This window comes from Priestia sp. TSO9 (genome assembly GCF_021029645.1).
Classification (GTDB): Bacteria; Bacillota; Bacilli; order Bacillales; family Bacillaceae_H; genus Priestia; species Priestia megaterium_E.
This window is the reverse complement of record NZ_JAJEKD010000009.1, coordinates 469,080-492,732: the sequence shown is the minus strand read 5'-3', so window position 1 is coordinate 492,732 and position 23,653 is coordinate 469,080. Positions and strand designations below refer to the sequence as shown.

The following is a 23,653-nucleotide window of genomic DNA, read 5'->3' as shown; positions in this document are numbered from 1 at the left end:
ACGGATGTATAACTCAGACTATATACTAAATATTGTATATAATACTAGATAACATTTAAACAAAATTAATATTTTTAGTAATTTTAGTTTGTTATCTGTTTAATACCTTTAGTTGTTAGAGGCCTTCCAATTGAATGATACTCAAAACCAAAGTTTTCCATCATTTCAGCTTCATAACAATTTCGTCCATCGAATATTACATTGGTATTCATCTTGTTGTATTTATTTAGATCAATATTTTTTATCTGTTCCCACTCAGTTAAAATTAATACAGTATCGACTTCTTCAAGCAATTCATCAATGTTATCTGTATATCTTACACGTTTTGGAAGTAGAGGTTTAGCATTCTTTATTGCTACAGGATCATACGCCACCACATTCGCCCCTAATGAAACAAGCTTTTCAATGACAATTATAGAAGCTGCTTCACGAACATCATCGGTATTCGGTTTAAATGCTAATCCTAATATACCAATTGTAAGGTTATCTATTTTCCCAAATCTATTTAGTAATTTATTAATCAATAAAATTTGTTGCTTTTTATTTACATTTATAACTCCTTTTAATAACTCAAAATCATAATTGTAATCTCCAGCAATTTGTACTAATGCCTTTGTATCCTTAGGAAAACATGAACCACCGTATCCTATACCAGCATTTAAGAATTTATTTCCAATGCGTTGATCTAGCCCCATTCCCTTAGCAACTTCTTCTATATTTGCTCCAAGTAATTCACATAAGTTTGAAATTTCATTGATAAAACTAATTTTTGTTGCTAAGAAAGCATTAGACGCATATTTAATCATTTCTGCGCTTTTTATATCAGTCTGGAATATAGGTATACCAAAAGGTTTATTGATTTCTGCTAGTAAAGCAGCAGCCTTAGTGCTTGAAGACCCAATAACAATCCTATCACCATTAAATGCGTCATAAATTGCTGATCCCTCTTTTAAGAACTCTGGGTTAGAGACTATCTCGACTTGAATTCCCTCTGTAGAATGGCTTTCAATAATTCGTTTAATTTTTTGATTTGAGCCTACTGGTACTGTGCTCTTTGTAACAACAATTACATTTCTATCCACACTATTAGCAATTTCTTTAGCAGCAGCTTCTATGTATGTAAAGTCAGCTGATCCATCTAATTTTTCTGGCGTTCCTACAGCGATGTATATTATGTCAGCTTCGTCAAATGCCTCTTTGTGAACACTTGTAAAATGCAATCTATTTGCTTCAATATTTTTTTTCATCATTTCACTTAATCCTGGTTCATAAATAGGTGAAATTCCTTGTTTCATTTTTTTCACTTTTTCAGTATCGATATCGATACATGTTACTTTATGTCCAATTTCTGATAGACTAACTCCCGTTACTAACCCTACATAGCCTGTTCCTATCACTGCAATTTTCATTATGAACACCTCAAGTTCTATCTTAATTTCATTAAAAGATTATAGAGATTTTTTAATTATCTCTATAAAGATATTTATAACGCTCCTAGTTTTACGCAATTCTCCCGATATGCAATATAAATAAACAAAAATTATAATCTTAGCTAAAAAATAAGTTAAAATAGCGAATTCTTAGAATGCATCTTTTGAACCAAAAAGCACTAAAACAGTCTTGAAAATAATTTTCAAGTCTATTAAAGTTGTACGTTTCTGTATGTATTCTAAGTCTAAATTGACCATTTCCTTAAAACCTATATTACTTCTACCACTTATTTGCCATAAACCTGTACACCCTGGTACAACTAACAAACGCTGCTTGTCGTAGTTAGTATATTCTGCTACTTCTCGTGGTAATGGCGGTCTAGGACCTACAAGACTCATATCCCCTTTCAGCACATTAAACAACTGTGGAAGTTCATCAATACTAGTTTTACGAATTAAATGTCCAATCCTTGTAACTCTGGGGTCGTTCTTCATTTTAAACATTGCACCTGTCGTCTCATTTAACTCTAGAAGATCTTTTAATCTCTCTTCAGCATCCGTCACCATGGAGCGAAATTTGTACATATCAAACTCTTTTCCATCTTTTCCTATGCGCTTTTGTGAAAAGAATATAGGACCTTTAGGATCTTCTAACTTAATAGCAATCGCAATAACTAAAATAAACACAGATAAAATAACAAGACCTATAAGTGAGCCAAGTATATCTATGCTTCGTTTGCAGATTAGATACAATAGACGCTCATTTACAGAAATGGTGTTATTTATCTGGGGTGCTTTTACTTGCTTAACAGCTTCTTTTCCAGCTACTGGCGGCATAGCAATCTAACCCCTTCTCTTATTTTACTTGAACTGTCTCACTTTTCTTCTGTTCTTTAACCAATCTCTCCATAATATGCAATACTTGATCTTTCATATCCTTATGCTGCAATGCAAATTCAATTGTCGTTTCAATAAATCCTAGCTTCTCTCCAACATCGTAACGCTTGCCTTCAAAATCATAGGCAAACACACGCTGGATTTCGTTTAATTTTTGAATGGCATCTGTTAATTGGATTTCACCGCCTGCTCCGACTTCTTGTTCTTCTAAAAATTTAAAGATTTCAGGTGTGAATACGTATCGTCCCATAATTGCTAGATTCGAAGGAGCTGTACCCGCGGCTGGTTTTTCTACAAATGTATTCACTTGATGACGGCGGCCGTCATTTGAAATCGGATCTACGATGCCATAGCGATGCGTTTGGTTATCAGGAACCGTTTGCACGCCTATTACGGACGAAAGAGTTTGTTCATATTCATTCATTAACTGGCGAAGACAAGGTGTTTCCGCTTGGACAATATCATCGCCTAACAACACAGCAAATGGCTCATCGCCGATAAAGTTACGCGCACACCATACAGCGTGACCTAATCCCTTTGGTTCTTTTTGACGAATATAGTGAATATCTACGTTTGAAGATTGACGCACTTTTTCTAAAATATCGAATTTTTCTTTTTCGACTAAATTATTTTCAAGTTCTGGAGCATAATCAAAATGATCTTCAATCGCGCGTTTTCCTTTGCCCGTTACGATGATGATGTCTTCAATACCTGATTGAACCGCTTCTTCGACGATATATTGAATAGTTGGTTTATCAACAATTGGAAGCATTTCTTTTGGCATTGCTTTTGTTGCTGGTAAAAAACGAGTGCCGAGTCCAGCAGCTGGAATAATAGCTTTTTTAATTTTTTTCATCGTCATTCACTCCTTGTTTCTTCCTATTTATATATACTTTTTGTAAGCACTTACGAACAAGCTGCAGCAACAGCGCATTCGTAAGTGCTTATAAATTAATTGGGGCATTTAACCCCACCTCACACCACACTCCTGACAACAGACGTGTCTAAGGTATTTTCTACCCACAGTGCAGCCGAGTGCCTCCTTTGATAGTGGCTGAGGAGACATCACCATACATATTAAGCTTTATATGACTATTTTTGAATATTAATCCTTTACTAGATAAAAATTAAAAACTTGTCTTTAATTTCAACAAGTTTTCTAAGGGTTCGACACATTATCTAAAAGGATTTTTATAGTTCATTTATCTTATCTATTCTCATATTTTTCTATAAGTTTTCATTAATAGTCATTAGACCTATAACTTATGATACAATCGTAAAATTAATGTTATCACAAAAATAGGAAAAGAGGGATGAATTTTTTTGTCGAATTTTGCGATATAACAAGTTTTTTGAATGAAAAGATAATATTTTCACTCCAAAAGACCTTTTCATGTCGTTAAATGTTGATAGTCTTTCTTTTTTCTATATTTAGTAAGTGGTTAGAACTTCTGTCATATACAGCGAAAATAATAGATATTTCTATATGAAAATATCTTAATGTATTATGCGAAGATAAAGATACTTAAGGATATTTCTTGCATTTTCACTGCTTTTCTCTTACGATATGAAAATAAATCTAAAAACAAAAGGAATTTTTTGTATGATACTAAAAAGAATTTGTGTTGTTGCAATGATACTTGCTATTTCTCATTTTTCCCACACGCCTCATCTTCAAGTGACGGATCCGAACTCATGGAGCAATGTTTCAGTTTGGAATCATAAAGCTACTCTTTGGTCCGTGCTACATCCTGGCAGTGAATTTTATACGTCTTATACATACGGTTTTAATCTAGAGTTTATCTTACGTAAAATTGCTCATATTTCTTTTTTCGGCTTATTAGCCCTATTAATTTACTGGAATTTGAAAAAAAGTTCTTGGAGATATGTAAAAGCGTGGGTTTTACTGGCTTGTTTTGCTTTTTTAGATGAATTGCATCAAGCTTTTATTATTGGACGCGATGGGCGAATTATTGATGTAGCTATTGACTCCTTTGGCGGTGCACTGTTTTTATTTTTACTTTATAGATACAAAAAGATCTCTAGAAATTAGAGATCTTTTTTTGCGTTTCCTCTATTCCTTTTTTACATATTTCTCGTACTTTTCCATCTCCGTACTAATAATCTTAGCTGGCACTCCCGCTACGACACAGTTGCTTGGAATATCTTTTGTCACTACCGCATTCGCTCCTACTACAACATTATCTCCAATCGTTCCTCCAATACAAATCGCTCCAGGAGCAATGTATACATTATCTCCAATAATCGGCTGTTTGCCGCGTGAGCCTATGGTTACGTTTTGTGAGATAGTGCAGTTTCTTCCGATTTTCGCTGATTTTTGAATAACAACTCCAATGCCCCCGTAGCCTAGCTTTGTCCCTTCGCCTATTTCTGCTGTGTATGGAATATAAGAGTTGAATTTATGACGAATAAAGTCTTTTACGTATTCCGCTCCTTTTGTTAAGTCATTTTCATAAAATGTTCTAGATAGCTTGTAAAGATCCATAGCAAGGAAACGATGTAAGTTATTTGTCAGTATATTTGTTTCACTTACTTTTAAGCTATAGCTCTCCGTTTGATATTCGTCTAGTTCAAGACCTTCTAACGCAATTAACGTAACGTTTTGTCCTTTAATGTCTTCAAAACTTTCAACCGGAAGATCAAAAAAAGTTTGGCCGCAGTATTGGTTGGTAGGATCAATAAAACTTCTAATTTGATTATGTTTTTCCATCAATAGTTTAATAAAAGCCGCATTTCGATGCACACCTACTATCGAATAGATTTTCTGTTCATAGACTGGATAATCTTTTGTTTCAAAATCCCTGTAGCGAAAATCGTCGCTTGTTTTTACTGTTTGCTCTCCTTTCGTGTTCCGCATAAAGACTTTTACTCTATACCTTCCTCGTTCATATAGGTTGAATGTATGTGAATGATTTCTAGAATACGGTACCTTTTCAATGACTTCTTGATCTTTAATTAAGTAATAAGACATTTTTGTATGTTTGTGTTGTCCGTGGCAAGTAACTAGAAGCTGATAAAAGTTTTTAAGTTCAATTGTTACATCAGTAGTCGATAGTTCCATTCGTAACTCCTTTTGTTCCTCAGCTGCATACTCTTATTGCAACTGAATACTTTAGTCCCTATGTAATAGATTCTCTTTCTATTCTATCTTAATCAAGAAAAAACGGAGAGAAAAATTTGGTTTTCTTTTTAATATATGGAGGTTTGTTATCTCCTTCTCTTCTTTTATAAAGCTGAATAAGCAAAAAGCGGACGTATTTATAGTTTAAATGCGTCCGCTTTTTTGTTAACCGACCGTCACAATACGATACGGGCTGTATTTACCGTTTGGATTTTTAATAATGATACTGATTTTCGTCTTGCCTGCCTGCGGTATAATGGCTATATTAAAAGAGCCTTTGCTATCCGCTACGCCTCTTCCAATCAGCTGAGATCCTTTTTTGATATAGACAACACTTTTAGGTTCTGTTGTCCCTGTCACTGTGTTTGCAAGACTAAAAACACGGTTTACACTAGGTGCTGAAGCACTAGAGGATACCGCCGTTTTGTAAGTATAAGGACTGTATCCGCCTTTTCCTTTTGCCGTTACGCCTATTTTAGTGTTTACTGCTTGTTTTGGAATAGAGATGCTAAATGCACCTTTACTATTTGCCGTACCTATTCCAATTACGTTTGTTCCTGCTTTAACATATACACGGCTTCTTGCTTCAGTCGTTCCTGTCACGACTGCGGTTTCATCCGTAATATCACTAACTGCGGGTGCACTAGGTGCTGTATATTTTGCCCCTACCGTACTGTATGTGTACATGCTATACCCAGCGCTGTTTTTTACCGTCACGCCAATTTTCGTTTTAGCAGGCTGAGGCGCTATTCCAATACTATACGTTCCTTGTTTGGTTGCTACTCCTCTTCCCAGCACTGTTGCTCCTTTTTTTACATACACAATACTGTTTGCTTCAGCCGTCCCCGTTACATGTGTATCTTGGTCAGTCACTGTATAAATAACAGGAGCGGCTGGTTTTTGAACAGTTTTTGAAACAGTCATGTACGTATAGCCACTATACCCAGCGCTGTTTTTCACCGTCACGCCTATTTTCGTATTAGCGGGTTGAGATGCTATTCCAATGCTATACGTTCCTTGCTTGGTTGTTACTCCTCTTCCCAGCACTGTTGCTCCTTTTTTTACATATACGATACTGTTTGCTTCAGCTGTTCCACTGACTGATGTATCTTGATCGTAGATTTTGTTAATGGTTGGTGCTTCTGGTTTTGTTACTTTTTGTATAACTGTTTTATATGTATAAGGGCTGTATCCTGCACTATCTTTAATCACTACGCCAATTTTAGTTTTAGCTGCCTGCGGCTGTATAGATACAGAATATGTACCTTGATTGGATACTGTACTACGGCCTAACAACGTTGATCCTTTTTTCACATACACAATGCTTCCAGGAGCAGCTTTTCCCATCACCTTATTATCTTCTGATGTGATGTCGTTTACTTCTGGCGCATTAGGCAGTACTTTATATATCCTTGGATAAGCTGTGTCATAAGCGCTTGTTAGAAGAGTCGTAGGATAATAAAATGCGAGAATTTCCTGATAGTTTTTGTCTCCAGTAGCCATGGCGTCAGCACCAAATTGACTCATACCTATCCCATGTCCAAATCCTTTTCCTTTAATGACAATAGAAGTTCCATCATCATTAATATCTGTCACATATTTACTTCCAATACCTCCTTCAGTAATAAGATAATTGATTGTTCCAGCTGAACTGCCGATTAAATCCCACTGCTTTTCCTCAATATTCCCGTTCTTATCAAACTCATTTTTCACAATATATTTGACACTAATATCGCCTTTTGTTACACGCTTGGCTGAGTCAGGAGCGTAGAAATTAATTTTTGAAATGCTTGTAACCTTAATATCTTTTCCTTTTAGTTCTCCAGCTGCCATTTTTTCTTTAAGACGATTGGTCATTTCTGCATCAGCCTCTTTTGTTTTGCTCCACCATTCTTCTGGTTTTTTTAAATCTTTTCCTGATAAATCAATTTGTTTTTTCCGAACCGTTTTGGTCCATATTTTTTGCGGATCATACGGATCATCTTTTACTTGAGAATATGTATTAACTGGAGTTCCCCAGACATTTGTATTGGATTGAATAATCCCTCCATTACTTGAAGAATATACCGAGTTTATAATACTTCCCTTATACGTGAGGACTTGTCCGAATGTATCATCTACAGCCTTTCCGATACGTTCATCCCAATAGTCGCCTCCGTACACTTGGAAATTCGTCGTATCGTTAATTACTGATTTCTTAAGACTAAGTACATACGTCCTTGCTGCTACTGCCTGAGCTTTAAACGTATCTGTTTTAAAAGACCAATACAGCTCTTTTCCTACTACACCTTTTAAATAATCTTCTATAGGAAGAGTGTTGACAGGACGAACATACTTATTGCTTTCATTTATAAACTTCATGTCCCCTAAATAAGACATGCCGTTAATAGTAAGTTTTGCATCATAAGTAGAAGGTGTAACTTCAAAGCTAGAAAACTCTCCTACCTTTTCTCCTTCTTGATATAGCGCCACGTTCGTGCCTGCTGCTTTCACTTCATAATCTTTATTTGCTTGCAGAGCTACATCCTCACCTTTAAGACGATACAATGCTGAAGGGTGAATTGTAATACTGCTTTTATTGCCTAAGTAATTTCTTAGTTCTACTGATACAAGAGGTTCTGTTCCTACGGCTTCTGCTGTCGAAAAAACCGTTAAAGGAACTAGAATGATAGCTATCGCTACCAAGATTCTCATCATGTTTTTCATTGGCTGCTCTCCTTACTTTTACTACTTTTCTAGTACTATATAAATTTAAAGGCATCTTTTCTAATATCGGATAAACCCTTAGATTTTCCAGTACTTTATCTTCATTTATTTAGCTTGCTGCTTATTATCTGTGAACAGTGACAATTATTTTAAAATCCAATAAAGATATTTTCTTATTTATTTTCCATATTTTAATGACTATTGTCCTTTGTTCATGCTATAATGCTAGAGATATCTTTATATCTTGCTTGATAATAAAACCGAAAAAAAGTCTGGTTCTCAATGAGAACCAGACTTTTTTTCATGTATGAAATTAGCTGCAGATAGTCTTACTAGTTTCAGCTTGTTTTTTACTGCATCTTTTTGCTTCAGTTTTTCTCTTGGCTTTGAAAGCTTCCAACCCTTTAAATATCGCAATCAATTCTTACAATTTCTTTGCTATATTTGCTACATCTATTGTCAATGAATCAATCTCCCTTATGGAAGCAAGCTGTTCTTCAGTTGCAGCAGATACATTGTGAGAATCAGCTGATGCGTCCAGGCTGTTTCGCTTTGAATCCAGGCAGTATTTTTGCTAATAAAAAATTACCCTGATGCAGTCAGCGCTTCTCTGCTAATAAATGATACTTTCAACCATATTAATAACATTTGTTTCCATTTCTCTTAATCGCTCTTCACTCTCCTCCTCCGTTCCTTGCTTGACTCCAAAATAAAACTTCACTTTCGGCTCTGTGCCTGAAGGACGAATGGCAAACCAAGAGCCGTCTTGCAGCCAAAATTTCAGTACGTTGGATGAAGGCAAGTTCATCCTTTCTTGCTGAGCGGTAAGCAAGTTAGTTCTTTTTCCGCTTTGATAGTCTTCTATTTTCTCGACTGCCGCACCTGCTATTTCTGTCAGAGGGTGCTCACGGAATCTGTTCACGATACGGCTGATTTGTTCTGCTCCGTCCTTTCCTTTTAAAGTGAAAGAAGTAAGAGACTCTTTGTAATAGCCGTATGTTTCATAAAGTTGAGTTAGTCCATCATAAAGCGTCATTCCTTGCTGCTTATAATAAGCCGCAGCTTCAGCAATCATCACGGCTGCCTGCACAGCGTCTTTATCACGTATAAAGTCCCCAATTAAATAACCGTAGCTTTCTTCATAGCCGAATTGAAAGGTTTTGTCCCCTTTATATTCTTCTATTTTTTCTGCAACGTATTTAAAGCCAGTTAACGTATCCACTGTTTGTACACCGTAATCTTCTGCGATTGCACGTCCTAATTCTGATGTGACAATTGTTTTAAGGATTACGCTGTTATCTGGAAGTACTCCTTTTTCTTGTTTCTGTGACAGCATATAATGCAGCAATAAAGCGCCCATTTGATTTCCTGTTAATAGAACGTATTCACCGCTGTTATTTTTCACTGCCACTCCTAACCTGTCAGCATCTGGATCTGTAGCAAGCAGTAAATCCGCAGCTTTTTCTTTTCCGTACTGAATTGCTAGCTGAAAAGCCTGTGCTTCTTCAGGATTAGGAGATGAAACAGTTGAAAAGTTAGGATCGGGATTTTTTTGCTCGTTCACAATTGTGATGTGCTGAAACCCGGCGTTTTGAAGTGCTTGAGGCACAAGCGTTTGTCCTGTACCGTGAAGCGGCGTATAAACAATATGCAGGTTTGTTTTTACCCCATCGTTGTTTAGCTGAAGTCCTTTTACGTAATCAAGGTACACTTGATCCAGATTTTCGCCGATATAGCTTACTAGATTTAGTCTCAGAAGTTCACGTTCGTCTTTTACTTCCAGCACCAGTTCATTTTCAATCTTGTTCATATGCGTGATGATAGCATCAGCCACTGTAGGAGGAAGCTGTGCTCCGTCTTCTCCGTATACTTTATAGCCATTGTATTCTGCTGGATTATGGCTCGCTGTAATCATAATGCCGGCATAAGCGCGAAGATAACGAACGGCAAATGATAATTCTGGCGTTGGGCGCAGTTCTTGAAATACATAGCTTTTAATTCCGTAAGACCCTAAAGTTTTGGCTGCTTCTAAAGCAAACTCTGCTGAGCCATGACGAGAATCATAGGCAATAACGACTCCTCGTTTCTTAGCTTCCGTTCCGTTTTCTTTAATGTATGCAGCTAGTCCAGCAGTGACTTTTCGAACGGTATAGATATTCATACGATTCGGTCCCGCACCGAGTTCGCCCCTCATTCCGCCTGTTCCAAATTCGAGCTGTTTATAAAAAGCATCTTCTCGTTCACTTTCGGTCATTTTATTCATTTGTTTTTTTAATTCGCTTGGCAGCTCTTTATGAGTACTCCATTTAGTCCATTCTCTTTTCCACGTCATGTTCATCTCTCCTATTCTATGTTTTTGTGCTTTTATTGTGCACGGATTGTATGAACTGTGCATGAATTGGTTTATATGTCCCGTAAAAAAACTAAATAATATTCTTTATAAAGAACATTATTTAGTAAAAAAACGTTCACAAACCCTTCTTATACGTTATAATGAACAAAAAACTACTAAAAGAGGATGAACTGAAGTGATAGGAGAAAAGATTAAAAATTTGCGATTAAAAAAAGGCTATTCTATTACACGCTTAGCTGAAGAAGCTAGTATTTCAAAATCGTATTTATCTCATTTAGAAAAAGGGTTAAATAATAACCCTTCTCTTCAAATGCTTGATAAAATTGCTTCTTCTCTTCATACAACAATCGATGAATTAATTGAAGGCGATATCAGCCGTCCAGCTCTAACTTCAAAGCCAAGTCTCAACCAAGAATGGCTTTATTTAATTGAACGAGCTATTCGAGACGGCATGACCAAAGAAGAATTTATTGAATTTCAGTACTATTTAAAGTTCCGAAAAACAAACTGATGCATCTATTATCTGACTTTTAATTTTTTTATGACAATCGACCCGTTTCGACACCTTTTACAAATTTTATCTTGTAAAATAACTGTATACTAAGAACACTATTACAAATTATCCAGATAAGGGCAAAACTATTGAAAAATAGTGACGCAAAGCTTCAGGTCTAAGGCCACTTTTGGCTACGACGGCTGGGTTCCCTGGCAAAGGGTGGATGAGTCGTAATGAAAAAAGAAAATGTACTGTCAATTGATCAAGAATGGATAAGCCTTATGGAATCAGCTCGCAAGCTAGGGCTGACCGTCGAAGAAGTCCGGAGATTTTTATCGGAGTTCAAGCAACAGTAAATTTAAAAAGCACGCTCATATTAGAGCGTGCTTTTTGCAAATAATATTATTCTTCTAACATTTTTTTATAGAAATGGCTGTCGCAATCAAGCTGTTCAAGAAACGCTTGAAGGGAGTCTGAGATTCTTGTATTCATAAAGTACACTGGCAAAGCATCCACTGTATCCCACCTTACTTCAAAATACAATCCTTCTACGACTTCAAAGAAAAGAAAGCCCTCTCTTTCATCATACATATCTAAATCAGAATCATGCTCGTAAAAGTCTTCACGCAAATGCAAGTCTACTGCGCTGTCTGGATCTATAATTCGCTGAAAAGCAGTTGTTTCGTTTCTATTCGCAAAGCCATATCCTATTTCTGCATAAAATTGACGGAGCTCTGCCGGGAAATTTGTTCCTAACCTTCGCTCCGCAGCTTCTATCTCTTTTGCTTCTAATGGATAAAATTTATGCTTTTCGTTATGAAGAAATTGAAATAAGCTCATATTAAATACGAATTCCTTTTGGCTGACGCTGATCAAACGTATAAATCTGCGTAAATCCGCACTGTTTTGCCATTTCAACTGCTTCTTTCATATGTGCTCCTACGGTTTCGGCAAAGTGTGAATCAGATCCAATTGTTAAGATTTCTCCGCCTAAATCGCGGTACAGCCCAACAACTTCAAGTGCGGGCAATGCTTCGCCCAGCTTCCCTCTCATACCTGAAGTGTTAATTTCAATTCCAATATTGCGATCAATGGCTTTTTTCAAAATATCTGCAAGAATATCTTTGAATTGATGAAAGTTGTAAATGCCGTATTGCTCAAATGCATAGCGCTTCATTAAATCTAAATGGGCCAAGACATCAATATCCGCTTCGCTTACTAGCTTATACATTTCATTAAAATAAGCGCGGTAAATCGCTTCTTTATCGTTTAGCTCCAAATGTTTACGAAGCTTGATATTATTAATGTTATGAACCGATCCTAAAATAAAGTCAAAGTTCTCCTGCTTAATCGTTTCTTGATACTTCTCTTTTAAATAGTGCGGCTCACAAATTTCAATTCCTTTTTTAATCACTAGCTGGCCTTGAAATTGATCTCTGCATTCTGCTAGTTCTCGTTCATATTTATCAAAATCCATATGACCGTAAGTTGGCGCTAATGGATTTAATGAAAAGTGCTCGGTAAAACAAATTTCGTTTATGCCGTTTTTTACAGCTTGTTCGCACACTTCTTTCATGACTGCCTGTGAGTCAAATGAATTGTTTGTGTGATGATGGTAGTCTACTAGATACATAATTTAGTCACCTCTAAGTCTATTATACATTTCTCCTGCTTTTACTGCACATAGATACCCTTTATGTCGCCTATCCTGCCTTTATTCGGTCATGAAAAGAATTTCCACTAAAAAAAGATATTTTTCCTCTTCCAGTAATCCTTCTTTTCTTATAAACTAACTTAATATAGCAGATGTTCTGACATACAACTTGACAAACAACTTTTACTTACAAAAGAGAAAGGAAAGAAGAAATGCAGATTGAAAAAAGTTTTGCTCAAACAAAAAGCCCCTTTCTGTCTTACTTAAGCTCTTATGCTAAAAAGATGAAAGGAGAACTAAAAGAAGAACCGAAAATCAATTATAGAGATGCGGTCGTTTCTTCTATCGGAGGCTTAATTGCGATTATCATCAGCAGCGCGATTGCACTAGCGCTTGGTTATCCAATGGTGCTTGCTCCGATTGGTGCGAGTTGCGTGCTTGTCTTCGGAGCTCACAAAGGTCCTTTATCACAGCCGCGCCACGTGCTTGGAGGACACTTGCTCGCAACGGTTTCCGCACTTATTATTTGGAGCTTATTTCATCGAAGTCTAATCACCATAGCGATTGTGCTTGCTTTTGTTCTTATTTTAATGATTCTTACCAAAACCGTTCATCCTCCTGCTGCAGCTAGCGCGATTGTCGCAATTAATACTCAAGCAGGCTGGGGATATTTAGGTATTATTATGATTTGTGCTTGTGTAGTGGTATTGATTTCTACCGTGTATAATAATTTATTTCAAGACCGGCAGTATCCCAGGTATTGGGTTTGATATATAAAAAAGACGTCTTCTCATGGAAGACGTCTTTTTTATTTGTTATTTCCTACTACGTTTTTTGCTGTTTCAGGGTCTATTTATTAGCTATTACTTTACTTCAGTTGAACTAATAAGCTGATAAACACCTAAACTTCCATCAGATAACTCTTTTACTTTATGAATACTGTTGAATTTTTTATACTTCACAGATCCGTCTCCATACGAAATGTCATACTCTTCTGTTGTATATACTTTATACATAGAGTCATCAATTTTTGTTACTCTATTTACATTAAAGCTTAATAAATCTTCTGTTATTCCTTTTTTGATTAGGTAAGCGGTATAATCTTTTTGTTCCTTGTATTTTGGCCCGTTAGAATCGATATATGGCTCTGCAATAGAGAAGTCTCCACTGTTAATTGAGGAAATTGTAGCGTACATATATTGTTCAATAAAGCTAGAAACTTCACTAGTAGATACTCCAGAATTAACTTCTGAACCTTTGTCCGTCGTCTCTTGATTCTTAGAAGGAGCCGATGCTTTTGCTGTAGCTTCTGTCGTATTTTCTTCATCAAAATTAAGCGCAACATCTTCCATGCCTTTTTTAATTGATACTTCTTCCGTTTTCTTCTCTCCACGTTTTGCATATAGTTTTACTGAACCGTCCATTGGCAGCGGACCTAGATATTCAATATCGCCAATTTCTGTTTTTGTGTCTTTACCATTAACGAACAGGGTCGCGTCATCATAATCTGAAGAGATGTATACTGCATGATCTGACCAATCAAACTCAACGTTCACATCTTCTCCGTTGGTGGCTTCAATCTCTTGTTCGTTTTCAACTTTTCCATAATCATTTTGCACTTCACCTTTTACGGTATGCGTACCAGGTAAAAATGGACCAACCTTTTTAGAGGAGTCACTGCTTACCGTTTCAGCTTTTTGACCGTCAATATATACTACTGTCGCATCTTCTGTAGACTGAGCTTTTGCATATACAGGGTTTATTTGTACCGTGTAATGATCAAAGATTCCCCACTTCTTTCCGTCTTGTTCTAGCTTAGCGTATGAAGAGTGATCTTCGCTTGGAACTCCTGCTTCAAGCGCTCTGCTATCTGCCGCTAACCCTTCAGAGATTGATTTCATGACATCCGGATTTTCGTGCAAATATGTAATAAATGATTTTGTTTGCTCATCGTTGGCTTCTAATTGAATTTGACCATCATTTACATATTTTTTTACTTTATCAACATCATTGCCCTTTACTGAAGCAATAAATTTTTCTGACACGGCTTTCGGCGCCATCATTGTTTTATCTATTCCGTAATAAGCACCGCCAAGTATAGCAGCTGCTGCTATAACTGAAATGGTTATAACCTTTGTTTTTTTATTTGAAGGCTTTACCGATTGTCTCCCTTCCTCTACTGAAGATGATGCAGGTTCTGCGTAACGCTGTGATGCTGCTCCTTCACTAGAAGCCGCTTTCCTTTCGACGGGATGTCCACACTCCGGACAAAATTCATGCTCATTTGTTAACTGATGGCCACACTCTCTGCAATATCCCAATTTCTACACTCCTTTTTTATAATGGTATGAAAAAGCACCGCTGTACACGATGCTTTCTGTCGACTTAAAATAGATCATTCAATTCACTGCTGTTTCCCATTCTTGTAATAATGGTTTTGGCTTCTTCTCCTAAGCCATTCGCAATGAACGTCAGCACAATCGTAATGACTACATATACAATAAGAGTGCTATAGATACGATCAAGCCCATTTGTTCCGTTTTGCTTAAAGCTAGCAATCGTAAATGGAACCACAAGGAAAATACTTAGCAAACCAAAATTCATAAAATAAGAGAAGTATTCAACGTGAAGAAATGCAAGCACAAGCCCAATTAAAAGAAGAGCTGTTGGAATAATTAAAAACGTGCCAAAGCGTGAGAAGAATTCTTTAAAAGAAACGTCTACCTTTCCAAACTTTGCTGCAACATATGTTGCTCCAATAATAACCGCAAGTCCAATAAAAATGAAAATCCCTTGTTTAAAGACAAAATCGGTAAAATTGAAGTGAATGATGCTGTTTATATCTGTGGCTTTTATCAAATCAGCGCCTGTATTAAAATCCTCCATGTCAGATGGAGCCAGCTCTTCACTGATAATAGGCAGTTTGAACATGCTTCGAACAAATTGAATCAACAATAGCTTCCAGCCTACATACAGCATAATAGGTATACTAAGAGCATAAAGAATGACGGTGATAAGAGCATTAACGAATTGGCTTTCCCCTGCTGCTTGTGCTGTAGCTGTTGGATTTTTAATTCCTTCTGCAAAATAACTAAAAAATGATTTTGACACTTTTTTCGCCTGACGGACACGCTGATTAGGCTGTTGAGGCGCATACACTGGTTGCGGCTGAGACTGATATTCAGATGTTGCTGCCGCCTGGCTTACAGCTGCCTCTTCTTGTAATTTATGACCGCACTTCACGCAAAACTTCCCGCCTTCATTAAAATGGCCACAATTTGTACAATTCAAATGCTTCTGCTCCCTTCAATAAATTGTTTAAAATATAGTTATATAGATTTACTTATATAAAATCTATATAATTCTATATTCATATCATTTAGCATTATACACCATTTTTGGTATTTTAGGAGAGGCGTTTTCAGCATATCAGCTTAAAAAGTTTCTCCCCAAACTTCTTCGCAAAATTCTCTTTTTTATTTCTACATGCATGTTGTGTATAAACCTTCTTTTTATGCTTTTAGTTCACCAATATAACTATTTTATGCCTTAACTATCTTGTTTTAATTTTCAGAATTGTTTATACTCAAAACATCTTTGTTTTTTTAGAAAAGTAATGGAGGTGACCTTGTAGCACGGTCTATACATCCTAGAGGGGGATTTTTTATATTGAAATTAATTGGGGTTTTGCTAGTGGCAGTGGGCTTTTTATTTCGTTTAAACACGCTGCTTGTTGTGACCGTCGCAGGCATCATGACGGGCCTTGTATCAGGTCTGTCACTGCATGAAGTAATTACGATGTTCGGCCAATTCTTTGTAGATAACCGCTATATGTCTATGGCTATTTTACTTACTCTTCCTATTTTTGGCGTGTTAGAAAAATACGGGTTAAAGGAACAAGCGGAAGTGCTGATTAAAAAATCCAAAAACGCTTCTTCTGGAAATGTTTTACTTATATATCTTTTTATTCGAGAAATCTCAGCTGCAGTCGGCTTAAATATTGGAGGACACGCCCAATCCGTGCGTCCGTTAGTAGCACCCATGTCTGAAGGTGCAGCTCGTGCCAAATACGGAGAGCTTCCGCCTAAAGTCAAAGAAGATATTCGCGCTCACGCAGCCGCAGCTGAAAATACGGGCTGGTTTTTTGGTGAAGATATCTTTATCGCAACGGGTGGAATTCTTTTAATGAAAGGATTTTTTGACTCTGTAGGGATTCACGTTGACGTCTGGGATATGGCGCTTTGGGGTATTCCAACAGCCATCGCAGCGCTGCTGATCAGTGCCATTCGTTTCCGTCAGTTAGACCGACGTATTCATAAAAAAATGACGAAGCATAAACCAACCTCAGCTTCAAAGACGGAGGCGAGTTAAATGAAAAGCATCCTGACGCTTGATATGATTTACTACTTACTCGGTATTATTGTCGCTTTTATCGCGATTCGAATCGCACGCGACCACAACCATCCTAACCGTTTAGGGTCTTCTCTATTCTGGGCACTGTTTTCTATTACGTTTTTATTTGGCAACGTCATTTCGCCTTTTTATGTAGGATGTTTAGTCATTATTATGGTGCTGCTTGCTTCATTTAACCGCGTAACCAAATCCAATGAAGCGGAAACACCTGCTGAAGAACGAGTGGCTCACGCGAAGAGATTAAAAAATAAAATCTTTTTACCGGCTTTACTTATTCCTATTTTTACGATTATCGGTACTCTTCTCTTTGGCAAAATTAAGTTTGGAAACTGGGCTTTAATTGATCCAGAAAAAGTTACATTAATTTCACTAGCAATCGCAGCTGTCATTGCGTTTATCGCTTCAATGGGCGTTACCAAAGCAAAAATGGACGTGCCTGTTAAAGAAGGAAGCCGCTTGCTTCAAGCCGTCGGCTGGGCGGTTATTTTACCGCAAATGCTCGCAGCGCTTGGCGGCATCTTTTCAAAATCAGGCGTTGGAACAGTAGTATCAGATATTGTAAGTGATGTGCTTCCGACTAACTATGCGTTTGTGGCTGTGCTTGCTTACTGTTTGGGGATGCTGTTATTTACGATTGTCATGGGAAATGCCTTTGCGGCGTTTGCCGTTATTACTGGAGGGATTGGTCTTCCGCTGATTGTACATATGCACGGAGGAAATCCAGCGATTATGGCAGCGCTCGGCATGTTTGCTGGCTACTGCGGCACGCTGTTAACGCCAATGGCAGCCAACTTTAACATCGTACCTGCTATGCTGCTTGAATTAAAAGACAAAAACGCCGTAATTAAAGCTCAATTACCGATTGCTTTATCCGTTTTTGTCGTTAACACATTATTAATGTACTACCTTGTATATCACTTTTAAAGGAGACTAGTAGAATGACAACTGTATTGCTAACTGGCTTTGAACCATTTGAAGGTGAAAGCATTAACCCGTCTTTAGAAGCTGTAAAAGCTTTGGACGGTGTAGCTGTTGAAGACTATCACATTATTGCTCAACCTCTTCCTACTGTGTTTGGGGAATCGCTCGCAAAGCTTCATACGTATATAGAAGAAGTCAGCCCTTCTATCGTCATTTGCGTTGGACAAGCAGGCGGCCGAGAAGGAATTACGGTCGAACGCGTTGCAATTAACGTAGACGACGCGCGAATCCCTGACAACATCGGCCAGCAGCCGATTGACCGCCCTATTATCGAAAATGGCCCCGCCGCATACTTTTCGACACTGCCCATCAAAGCAGCTGTCGAAAACCTGCGCCAAGCAGGCATCCCAAGCAGCGTTTCTCAAACCGCTGGAACGTTTGTCTGTAACCACGTATTTTATGGGCTTATGAACATGATTCAAAACTGTTGTATTAAAGGCGGGTTTGTTCATATTCCTTACCTTCCTGAACAAGCCGTGAATCATCCGGGGAAAGCGAGCATGTCGCTGGATTTGATTATGCGGGGATTGCTTTCTGTCGTAAAAACCACAATTGTAACAGAAGATGACATTTTAGTTTCAGGCGGCGCTACTCATTAATACTAATACTAAAAACCAGTTCATAAAAAGAGCTGGTTTTTCTTTTTATATAAGTACAAAGTTTTCATTAAATAAATCAATAAAAGCTATAAACAACCTTACCTCCCAGTCGATATATAGTATGAACGTATTTTCTCAATATGTTCAATTACTTTTATCTCGTCCAAGGGCGAGACACTTCTTGCATACAAGGATGTAAGCCAAGAAGTAAAACCATTATACGGAGGTAAGGAAAATGAGAATTAATCACAACATTACAGCTTTAAACACGTATGGTAAACTTAACAGCGCTAATAACGCTCAAGCTAAATCAATGGAGAAATTATCATCAGGCTTACGTATCAACAGTGCGGCTGATGATGCAGCAGGTCTTGCAATCTCTGAGAAGATGCGTGGACAAATTCGTGGGCTAGACCAAGCTTCTCGTAATGCTCAAGATGGAATTTCATTAATTCAAACAGCAGAAGGTGCATTATCAGAAACTCAATCTATGGTTCAAAGAATGCGCGAATTAGCTGTTCAAGCTTCTTCGGATACGTATACCAATGAAGATCGAAAACAAATAGATTCGGAATTTCAACAATTAAAAACTGAAATCACTGATACTGCATCCCAAACAAAATTCAATAAAATGACTTTGTTAGACGGAACTTTTGGTAACGCTGTAAGTACGGATCCATTAAGCTCTACCGCTTTAGCAGTTACAGGTGTAACTTCCATCTCTGGAAGTGGCGCTGCTGGAACATACACAATTACTGATGATGGAACAAATTTCACTATTGCAGATGGCGATGGAAACACTGAAACAATTGCTGGTGGAACTATGAAAGATGGAGCACAGACATTAAAAATTGATAAGTTTGATATAACTATTCAAACAGACAGTACGTTTTCAGCAGCCGGCCTTAATAGTACCAACATTGTTGTTGAAGGTAATGGATCTGTTACATTCCAAACTGGTGCAAATAATGGAGATACAATGAGCTTGAGTATTAGTGACATGAGTGCAAATGGTTTAGGAATAAATAATGATGATTTGACTACTCGAGATAACGCTAACACTGCAATCACTAACCTTGAGTCAGCTTTAAAAAAAGTTTCGGATGAACGTTCTAACTTAGGCTCGAAACAAAATAGGCTAGATCATCGAATCAACAACCTGAGCACATCATCAGAAAACCTAACAGCTGCGGAATCACGTATCCGTGACGTAGATTATGCTTTAGCTGCCTAAGCAGCCCTAAGCACAGTCGTCCTAGCTGGTAACGGCTAGTGATTATAATCGGGTGAATTGCTGGAAACCCCTGAGAGCTTTTCTTACCACAGCGTAGTTGGAAACGACAGGCGCAACGGTTTAAAGAAAGAAAAGATTGGGCAATCAGCAGCTAAGCTCCTGTGAGGAAACTCTGGAGAAAGTTCAACGACTAAGATAAACCGTCTAAGGCATCCTGCTACGACGATGAAATCTGTAGGGTAAAAATATGCTGTTCCGTTTATTTATACCCGAAGTGCCCGGCCCCTACTTTTTAGAGGGTGAAGATATAGTCTAGTCATTTGTGAAAGCAAATGTTCGCACGATGGCGAAAGAAATGATGGAACAAACAAAGAATTCAATTCTATCTCAAGCTTCTCAGGCTATGTTAGGTCAAGCTAACCAACAGCCGCAAAACGTACTTCAACTGTTACGTTAATTGGCATTTTTAAAGAGTCTCCATAATGGAGACTCTTTTCTGTCATGTGATTTTATTTATTTGATCCTAGCATATTAATGCTATTAATTGCTCAGATATCATCTTCTCAACAAAAGCTTTCCTTCTCAGCAAACTTCCAAAGCCTTTTTTGATAGTGTACAACGCTATCTACTTCCGTACAGCAAGCTATTTACCCGTACTTAATGAACGGCTGGATTCTGCTGACGTATTTGACCATCTATCAGTCTCTTTATATGTTTTACCAAATTTGGACGCTTCGAAAACCTATTCAAGCGTAAAAAAAAGTGATGTCTCCGTCGAGACATCACTTTTTTTATAGAAATCGTTCCTTTAAATATTCGGCAATTTTTTGAGGCGCAGCCGGCTGACTCACAATATAGCCTTGAATAAAGGAACATTCATGCTTTTGTAAAAAGGCAAGCTGTTCTTTTGTTTCAACGCCTTCTGCGATCACTTTCATGTTAAGAGCATGAGCTAAGTACAAAATGCTTTTTGTAATCGCCTGCTGCTTTCCTTTATCGGTCGCGTGTTGAATAAATGTTTTATCGATTTTGAGCGTGTTAAATTCGAAGTCTTTTAAATATGATAACGAAGAAAAGCCGGTGCCAAAATCATCTAAAGCAAACGTTACGCCGATTTTCTTTAATTCGTCCATGACTTTTTTTACGTGTTCTTCATACTGAATAATAGAGCTTTCCGTCACTTCAAATTCAATGAATGAAGGGTCGATGTTGTAATGAGCTAACGTTTGTTGAACGTGCTCTACAAATCCTCGTTTCAGCAAATGTTTAGACGAGACGTTAATCGAAACGGGCACGGTTTGTAATCCTTGACTCTTCCACTGCTGCAGCTGCTTGCAGACGTTCTCGATCACCCAGTCGCCGAGTTCAATAATTAAATGAGTTTCTTCCGCTAATGGAATAAAGTCTTCTGGTGATACGCGCCCCCATTCCGGGTGATTCCAGCGAATTAACGCTTCGATACTATCAATCTCTCTGCTGTTTGTATGAACTTTTGGCTGATATTCAATAAAAAACTCATCTTGCAGAAGCGCGTTGCGCAGTCCTGTTTCCAGATGATAGCTTTTATACGTCTCGCTGTCCATTAACGGCGAATACAGCTGCCAGTCGCTTCGCCCGATTTCTTTTGCACGGCGCATAGCAAGGTTGGCATTGGTCAATAAGGTTTTCACATCTTCACCGTCATGGGGATAGATGCTGATTCCGATACTGGCTGTGACGTACAGAGAAAAGTCGTCAATGGTAATTTCTTTTTCGATTTCTTGAAAAAGTGCTGCCGCTAGCTTTTGACATTCATTTATATGTGCAAGAGATAAAAAACAAATTGCAAGCTCGTCTTCTCCTGCTCTAGCTAGCATCACATCTGGCGTAACAAACTTTTTTAACCGATTGGTGATACGCTGCAGCAGGCGATCGCCTACGTCGTGGCCTAACGTATCATTAATATGTTTGAAGCGATTCAATCCTACATAAAAGACCGCTAATGAATCTCTTTCTTTTTTCATTTGCCGAATGAAATTTTTTAATTCTCTTTCAAACTTTCTTCGATTCGGCAAGTTTGTCACATGATCATGAGTTGCAAGATATTCAACTTGGTCCACGTACTTTTTTTCTGCGGTAATATCTTCAACAATGCCGTCTATGCGCATCAGGTTGCCGTTTTCGTCAAGCGTGGGAATGCATCGATCTTTTACCCATTTCATCTCACCTGTTTTTGTGTAGATTCGATACTGCTGGCGAATTGTTTTTCCTTTTTGCAACTGATGCTGCGCTTTTGCCACAGCTGGTTTATCGTCAGGGTGAATAAAGCTTTTCCACAGATCTCTATCTTCCAAAAATTTAATCGCATCTTCTCCGTAAATGTGGCTAACACCGTTTGAACATACAATCATTTTATTGCTTGACACATCAACGGACCATATTCCGGCATCCAAGTTGTTATAAATGGTTTGAAACTGCTGTTCTTTTTGCTTTAATTCATTCGTAATCACTTTTGATTCGGTAATATCATGAACAACGCCGATCAGCTGTATGACGTTTCCTTGCTCATCTGCTAGTGCGTCCGCTTGCTCAAACACCGTACGTTCTTCACCGTTTGGCCGCATCAGCGCGTATTCAATTTTATAACTTTCTCCCGTTGAAAGTGCCTCTGTAACTGCTTTTTTTAATCTTTTTTGGTCACATTCTTTAATAAATTGAAGAACATCTCTAAAAGAAGGAGTAAAGAGCTGACTAGGATTTAATCCGTAAATATTATACAGCTGAGGTGACCAATAGCTTTTATCTTCCGTCACGTCGTAATACCAGCTTCCCACATTCGCAAGCTTTTGCTCCATTTTCAAATGTGTTTCTAATTGAGAAATGTGATTGGAGCGCTCCTGCTCTTTTGAATCATCTCTGCATACGGCATAAACGCCCGCTACTTGCTCACTTACGATAATAGGAATAAGAGTGATATATAAATGAAGTTCTTTTTTTGTTTTATGATTGATAGTTGTCGAAAAATGAACTTTTTCCCCTTTTAAAGCACGTTGAAAAAGTTCTTGTGCCTGCTGTTGTTTCGGCTTATGTATAAGAGCCGTCAGCTGCTGGCTTTTTTGTTTGTGTTCGTTTCCTGTTAGCTTGAAGGCTGCTTCGTTGCTAAACATGATATCGCCTTCACAGTTAATAAAAAAAATACCTTCACTGTATTCTTTTAAAAGCTGTGTGTTCAAACGATCAAGATGTTTCATGATCATGATCGACTGCTCCTTCTCCGTGTTTTTATCCGGCAAGATCTCATGACGCCTCCTTTTATCTATTTCTTTTATATTATTATAAGCTATATTTGACATATATTTCACCCTACTTTCCCCAAATGAGGAACATCTCAGGTAAAAATAACTGAAACCGTTTTTAAAGTCTTTTTAGTTTGGTAAAATAAAACATATAAAGGAGGGATAGCGTGACTCAAAGTGCTAAAAAATTCGACTTATTTTCTAGAGGTTCTTTTCAAACCGCTGCTTTTCTGCTTCTTTTCTCCCCTCTTTTTACTCGTTTGTTTCAGCAGAACGTCTGGACGTATATAACAGTCGCTTCTATCATCGTTCTTTTTAATTACATCACCGAGTGTATACTGGTAAAAAGAATCAGCGCTACGCCTCAAAACTACATTGCTTTTTTCCAAACGATTTGTCTGCCTGTGAACGTACTTCTGCTATGTTTCTTTTATTATGTTACGTAAAAAAGCATCTATCGATTTGATAGATGC

Annotated in this window: 20 protein-coding genes, 1 pseudogene and 1 riboswitch; of the genes and pseudogenes, 10 read left to right on the top strand and 11 right to left on the bottom strand. The window is 37.6% G+C overall.

Annotation, left to right across the window (positions count from 1 at the left end):
• Positions 1 to 83: 83 nt before the first annotated feature.
• The 3 genes from LJC66_RS05260 to galU all read right to left on the bottom strand — a co-directional run bounded on the left by LJC66_RS05260 (position 84) and on the right by galU (position 3,183).
• Positions 84 to 1,409, bottom strand: coding sequence for a UDP-glucose dehydrogenase family protein (locus LJC66_RS05260; protein ID WP_230931965.1), 1,326 nt, complete (start codon positions 1,407 to 1,409; stop codon positions 84 to 86).
• Between the two features lie 171 nt (positions 1,410 to 1,580).
• Positions 1,581 to 2,267 (bottom strand): sugar transferase, encoded by a 687-nt coding sequence (locus tag LJC66_RS05255; protein WP_230931964.1) that lies wholly within the window; start codon positions 2,265 to 2,267, stop codon positions 1,581 to 1,583.
• Between the two features lie 19 nt (positions 2,268 to 2,286).
• Positions 2,287 to 3,183: a UTP--glucose-1-phosphate uridylyltransferase GalU gene (galU, locus tag LJC66_RS05250; protein WP_230931963.1), complete on the bottom strand. Its 897-nt coding sequence runs from the start codon at positions 3,181 to 3,183 to the stop codon at positions 2,287 to 2,289.
• 747 nt (positions 3,184 to 3,930) lie between these two features.
• Here galU and LJC66_RS05245 point away from each other — a divergent pair.
• Positions 3,931 to 4,380: a VanZ family protein gene (locus LJC66_RS05245; RefSeq protein ID WP_230931962.1), complete on the top strand. Its 450-nt coding sequence runs from the start codon at positions 3,931 to 3,933 to the stop codon at positions 4,378 to 4,380.
• A 21-nt stretch (positions 4,381 to 4,401) separates the two neighbouring features.
• On the opposite strand, the gene LJC66_RS05240 is transcribed toward LJC66_RS05245, so the two are convergent.
• From LJC66_RS05240 to LJC66_RS05230, 3 genes are all read right to left on the bottom strand, one after another.
• Positions 4,402 to 5,409 carry a serine O-acetyltransferase gene (locus LJC66_RS05240; protein ID WP_230931961.1) on the bottom strand — a complete coding sequence of 336 codons (1,008 nt, stop codon included), beginning with the start codon at positions 5,407 to 5,409 and terminating at the stop codon, positions 4,402 to 4,404.
• A 225-nt stretch (positions 5,410 to 5,634) separates the two neighbouring features.
• Positions 5,635 to 8,175: an Ig-like domain-containing protein gene (locus tag LJC66_RS05235; protein ID WP_230931960.1), complete on the bottom strand. Its 2,541-nt coding sequence runs from the start codon at positions 8,173 to 8,175 to the stop codon at positions 5,635 to 5,637.
• 613 nt (positions 8,176 to 8,788) lie between these two features.
• A complete protein-coding gene (locus LJC66_RS05230) occupies positions 8,789 to 10,507 on the bottom strand; it encodes a phospho-sugar mutase (RefSeq protein WP_230931959.1) in 1,719 nt (572 codons plus the stop codon).
• Between the two features lie 196 nt (positions 10,508 to 10,703).
• Between LJC66_RS05230 and LJC66_RS05225 the strand changes: the two genes are divergently transcribed.
• On the top strand, positions 10,704 to 11,039 hold the full coding sequence (locus LJC66_RS05225; protein WP_195695135.1) for a helix-turn-helix domain-containing protein: 336 nt from the start codon (positions 10,704 to 10,706) through the stop codon (positions 11,037 to 11,039).
• Positions 11,040 to 11,150: 111 nt separating this feature from the next.
• A riboswitch (cyclic di-GMP riboswitch) is annotated at positions 11,151 to 11,237 on the top strand.
• A 20-nt stretch (positions 11,238 to 11,257) separates the two neighbouring features.
• Entirely contained in the window at positions 11,258 to 11,380 is a 123-nt protein-coding gene (locus tag LJC66_RS05220; protein WP_195695136.1) for an anti-repressor SinI family protein, read from the top strand.
• Positions 11,381 to 11,426: 46 nt separating this feature from the next.
• Here the strand turns inward: LJC66_RS05220 and LJC66_RS05215 are convergent, their stop codons facing one another.
• Together LJC66_RS05215 and LJC66_RS05210 are read right to left on the bottom strand one after the other, a co-directional pair.
• A complete protein-coding gene (locus LJC66_RS05215) occupies positions 11,427 to 11,864 on the bottom strand; it encodes an SMI1/KNR4 family protein (protein WP_230931958.1) in 438 nt (145 codons plus the stop codon).
• 1 nt (position 11,865) lies between these two features.
• Entirely contained in the window at positions 11,866 to 12,657 is a 792-nt protein-coding gene (locus tag LJC66_RS05210) for a histidinol-phosphatase HisJ family protein (RefSeq protein ID WP_230931957.1), read from the bottom strand.
• Positions 12,658 to 12,890: 233 nt separating this feature from the next.
• Here LJC66_RS05210 and LJC66_RS05205 point away from each other — a divergent pair, with 233 nt between their 5' ends.
• Positions 12,891 to 13,448, top strand: a complete 558-nt coding sequence (locus tag LJC66_RS05205) for an HPP family protein (RefSeq protein ID WP_230931956.1) — start codon at positions 12,891 to 12,893, stop codon at positions 13,446 to 13,448.
• Between the two features lie 93 nt (positions 13,449 to 13,541).
• Here the strand turns inward: LJC66_RS05205 and LJC66_RS05200 are convergent, their stop codons facing one another.
• Entirely contained in the window at positions 13,542 to 14,999 is a 1,458-nt protein-coding gene (locus LJC66_RS05200; RefSeq protein ID WP_230931955.1) for a zinc ribbon domain-containing protein, read from the bottom strand.
• Positions 15,000 to 15,063: 64 nt separating this feature from the next.
• On the bottom strand, positions 15,064 to 15,969 hold the full coding sequence (locus LJC66_RS05195; RefSeq protein WP_230931954.1) for a zinc ribbon domain-containing protein: 906 nt from the start codon (positions 15,967 to 15,969) through the stop codon (positions 15,064 to 15,066).
• Between the two features lie 375 nt (positions 15,970 to 16,344).
• On the opposite strand from LJC66_RS05195, the gene LJC66_RS05190 reads away from it, so the two are divergent.
• The 5 genes and pseudogenes from LJC66_RS05190 to LJC66_RS05165 form a co-directional block, all read left to right on the top strand.
• Positions 16,345 to 17,049 carry a DUF969 domain-containing protein gene (locus LJC66_RS05190; RefSeq protein WP_230932166.1) on the top strand — a complete coding sequence of 235 codons (705 nt, stop codon included), beginning with the start codon at positions 16,345 to 16,347 and terminating at the stop codon, positions 17,047 to 17,049.
• On the top strand, positions 17,050 to 18,015 hold the full coding sequence (locus LJC66_RS05185; protein ID WP_230931953.1) for a DUF979 domain-containing protein: 966 nt from the start codon (positions 17,050 to 17,052) through the stop codon (positions 18,013 to 18,015). It abuts the gene before it with no gap.
• 14 nt (positions 18,016 to 18,029) lie between these two features.
• Positions 18,030 to 18,671, top strand: coding sequence for a pyroglutamyl-peptidase I (gene pcp, locus LJC66_RS05180; protein WP_230931952.1), 642 nt, complete (start codon positions 18,030 to 18,032; stop codon positions 18,669 to 18,671).
• A gap of 235 nt (positions 18,672 to 18,906) precedes the next feature.
• Positions 18,907 to 19,905 carry a flagellin N-terminal helical domain-containing protein gene (locus LJC66_RS27925; protein ID WP_308280723.1) on the top strand — a complete coding sequence of 333 codons (999 nt, stop codon included), beginning with the start codon at positions 18,907 to 18,909 and terminating at the stop codon, positions 19,903 to 19,905.
• A 343-nt stretch (positions 19,906 to 20,248) separates the two neighbouring features.
• Positions 20,249 to 20,362 (top strand): annotated as a pseudogene (locus tag LJC66_RS05165) (flagellin); the annotation flags it as partial.
• A 334-nt stretch (positions 20,363 to 20,696) separates the two neighbouring features.
• On the opposite strand, the gene LJC66_RS05160 reads toward LJC66_RS05165, so the two are convergent.
• Complete coding sequence (locus LJC66_RS05160) at positions 20,697 to 23,141, bottom strand: sensor domain-containing protein (protein ID WP_230931951.1); 2,445 nt, start codon at positions 23,139 to 23,141, stop codon at positions 20,697 to 20,699.
• A 206-nt stretch (positions 23,142 to 23,347) separates the two neighbouring features.
• Between LJC66_RS05160 and LJC66_RS05155 the strand changes: the two genes are divergently transcribed.
• Complete coding sequence (locus LJC66_RS05155) at positions 23,348 to 23,626, top strand: hypothetical protein (RefSeq protein WP_195695146.1); 279 nt, start codon at positions 23,348 to 23,350, stop codon at positions 23,624 to 23,626.
• Positions 23,627 to 23,653 lie beyond the last annotated feature (27 nt).

What these genes read in the sequence shown, in the direction of transcription:
- LJC66_RS05260 (WP_230931965.1), bottom strand. Translation starts at nt 1,409, where the DNA reads ATGAAAATTGCAGTGATAGGAACAGGCTATGTAGGGTTAGTAACGGGA.
- LJC66_RS05255 (WP_230931964.1), bottom strand. Translation starts at nt 2,267, where the DNA reads ATGCCGCCAGTAGCTGGAAAAGAAGCTGTTAAGCAAGTAAAAGCACCC.
- galU (WP_230931963.1), bottom strand. Translation starts at nt 3,183, where the DNA reads ATGAAAAAAATTAAAAAAGCTATTATTCCAGCTGCTGGACTCGGCACT.
- LJC66_RS05245 (WP_230931962.1), top strand. Translation starts at nt 3,931, where the DNA reads ATGATACTAAAAAGAATTTGTGTTGTTGCAATGATACTTGCTATTTCT.
- LJC66_RS05240 (WP_230931961.1), bottom strand. Translation starts at nt 5,409, where the DNA reads ATGGAACTATCGACTACTGATGTAACAATTGAACTTAAAAACTTTTAT.
- LJC66_RS05235 (WP_230931960.1), bottom strand. Translation starts at nt 8,175, where the DNA reads ATGAAAAACATGATGAGAATCTTGGTAGCGATAGCTATCATTCTAGTT.
- LJC66_RS05230 (WP_230931959.1), bottom strand. Translation starts at nt 10,507, where the DNA reads ATGACGTGGAAAAGAGAATGGACTAAATGGAGTACTCATAAAGAGCTG.
- LJC66_RS05220 (WP_195695136.1), top strand. Translation starts at nt 11,258, where the DNA reads ATGAAAAAAGAAAATGTACTGTCAATTGATCAAGAATGGATAAGCCTT.
- LJC66_RS05215 (WP_230931958.1), bottom strand. Translation starts at nt 11,864, where the DNA reads ATGAGCTTATTTCAATTTCTTCATAACGAAAAGCATAAATTTTATCCA.
- LJC66_RS05210 (WP_230931957.1), bottom strand. Translation starts at nt 12,657, where the DNA reads ATGTATCTAGTAGACTACCATCATCACACAAACAATTCATTTGACTCA.
- LJC66_RS05205 (WP_230931956.1), top strand. Translation starts at nt 12,891, where the DNA reads ATGCAGATTGAAAAAAGTTTTGCTCAAACAAAAAGCCCCTTTCTGTCT.
- LJC66_RS05185 (WP_230931953.1), top strand. Translation starts at nt 17,050, where the DNA reads ATGAAAAGCATCCTGACGCTTGATATGATTTACTACTTACTCGGTATT.
- pcp (WP_230931952.1), top strand. Translation starts at nt 18,030, where the DNA reads ATGACAACTGTATTGCTAACTGGCTTTGAACCATTTGAAGGTGAAAGC.
- LJC66_RS27925 (WP_308280723.1), top strand. Translation starts at nt 18,907, where the DNA reads ATGAGAATTAATCACAACATTACAGCTTTAAACACGTATGGTAAACTT.
- LJC66_RS05160 (WP_230931951.1), bottom strand. Translation starts at nt 23,141, where the DNA reads ATGATCATGAAACATCTTGATCGTTTGAACACACAGCTTTTAAAAGAA.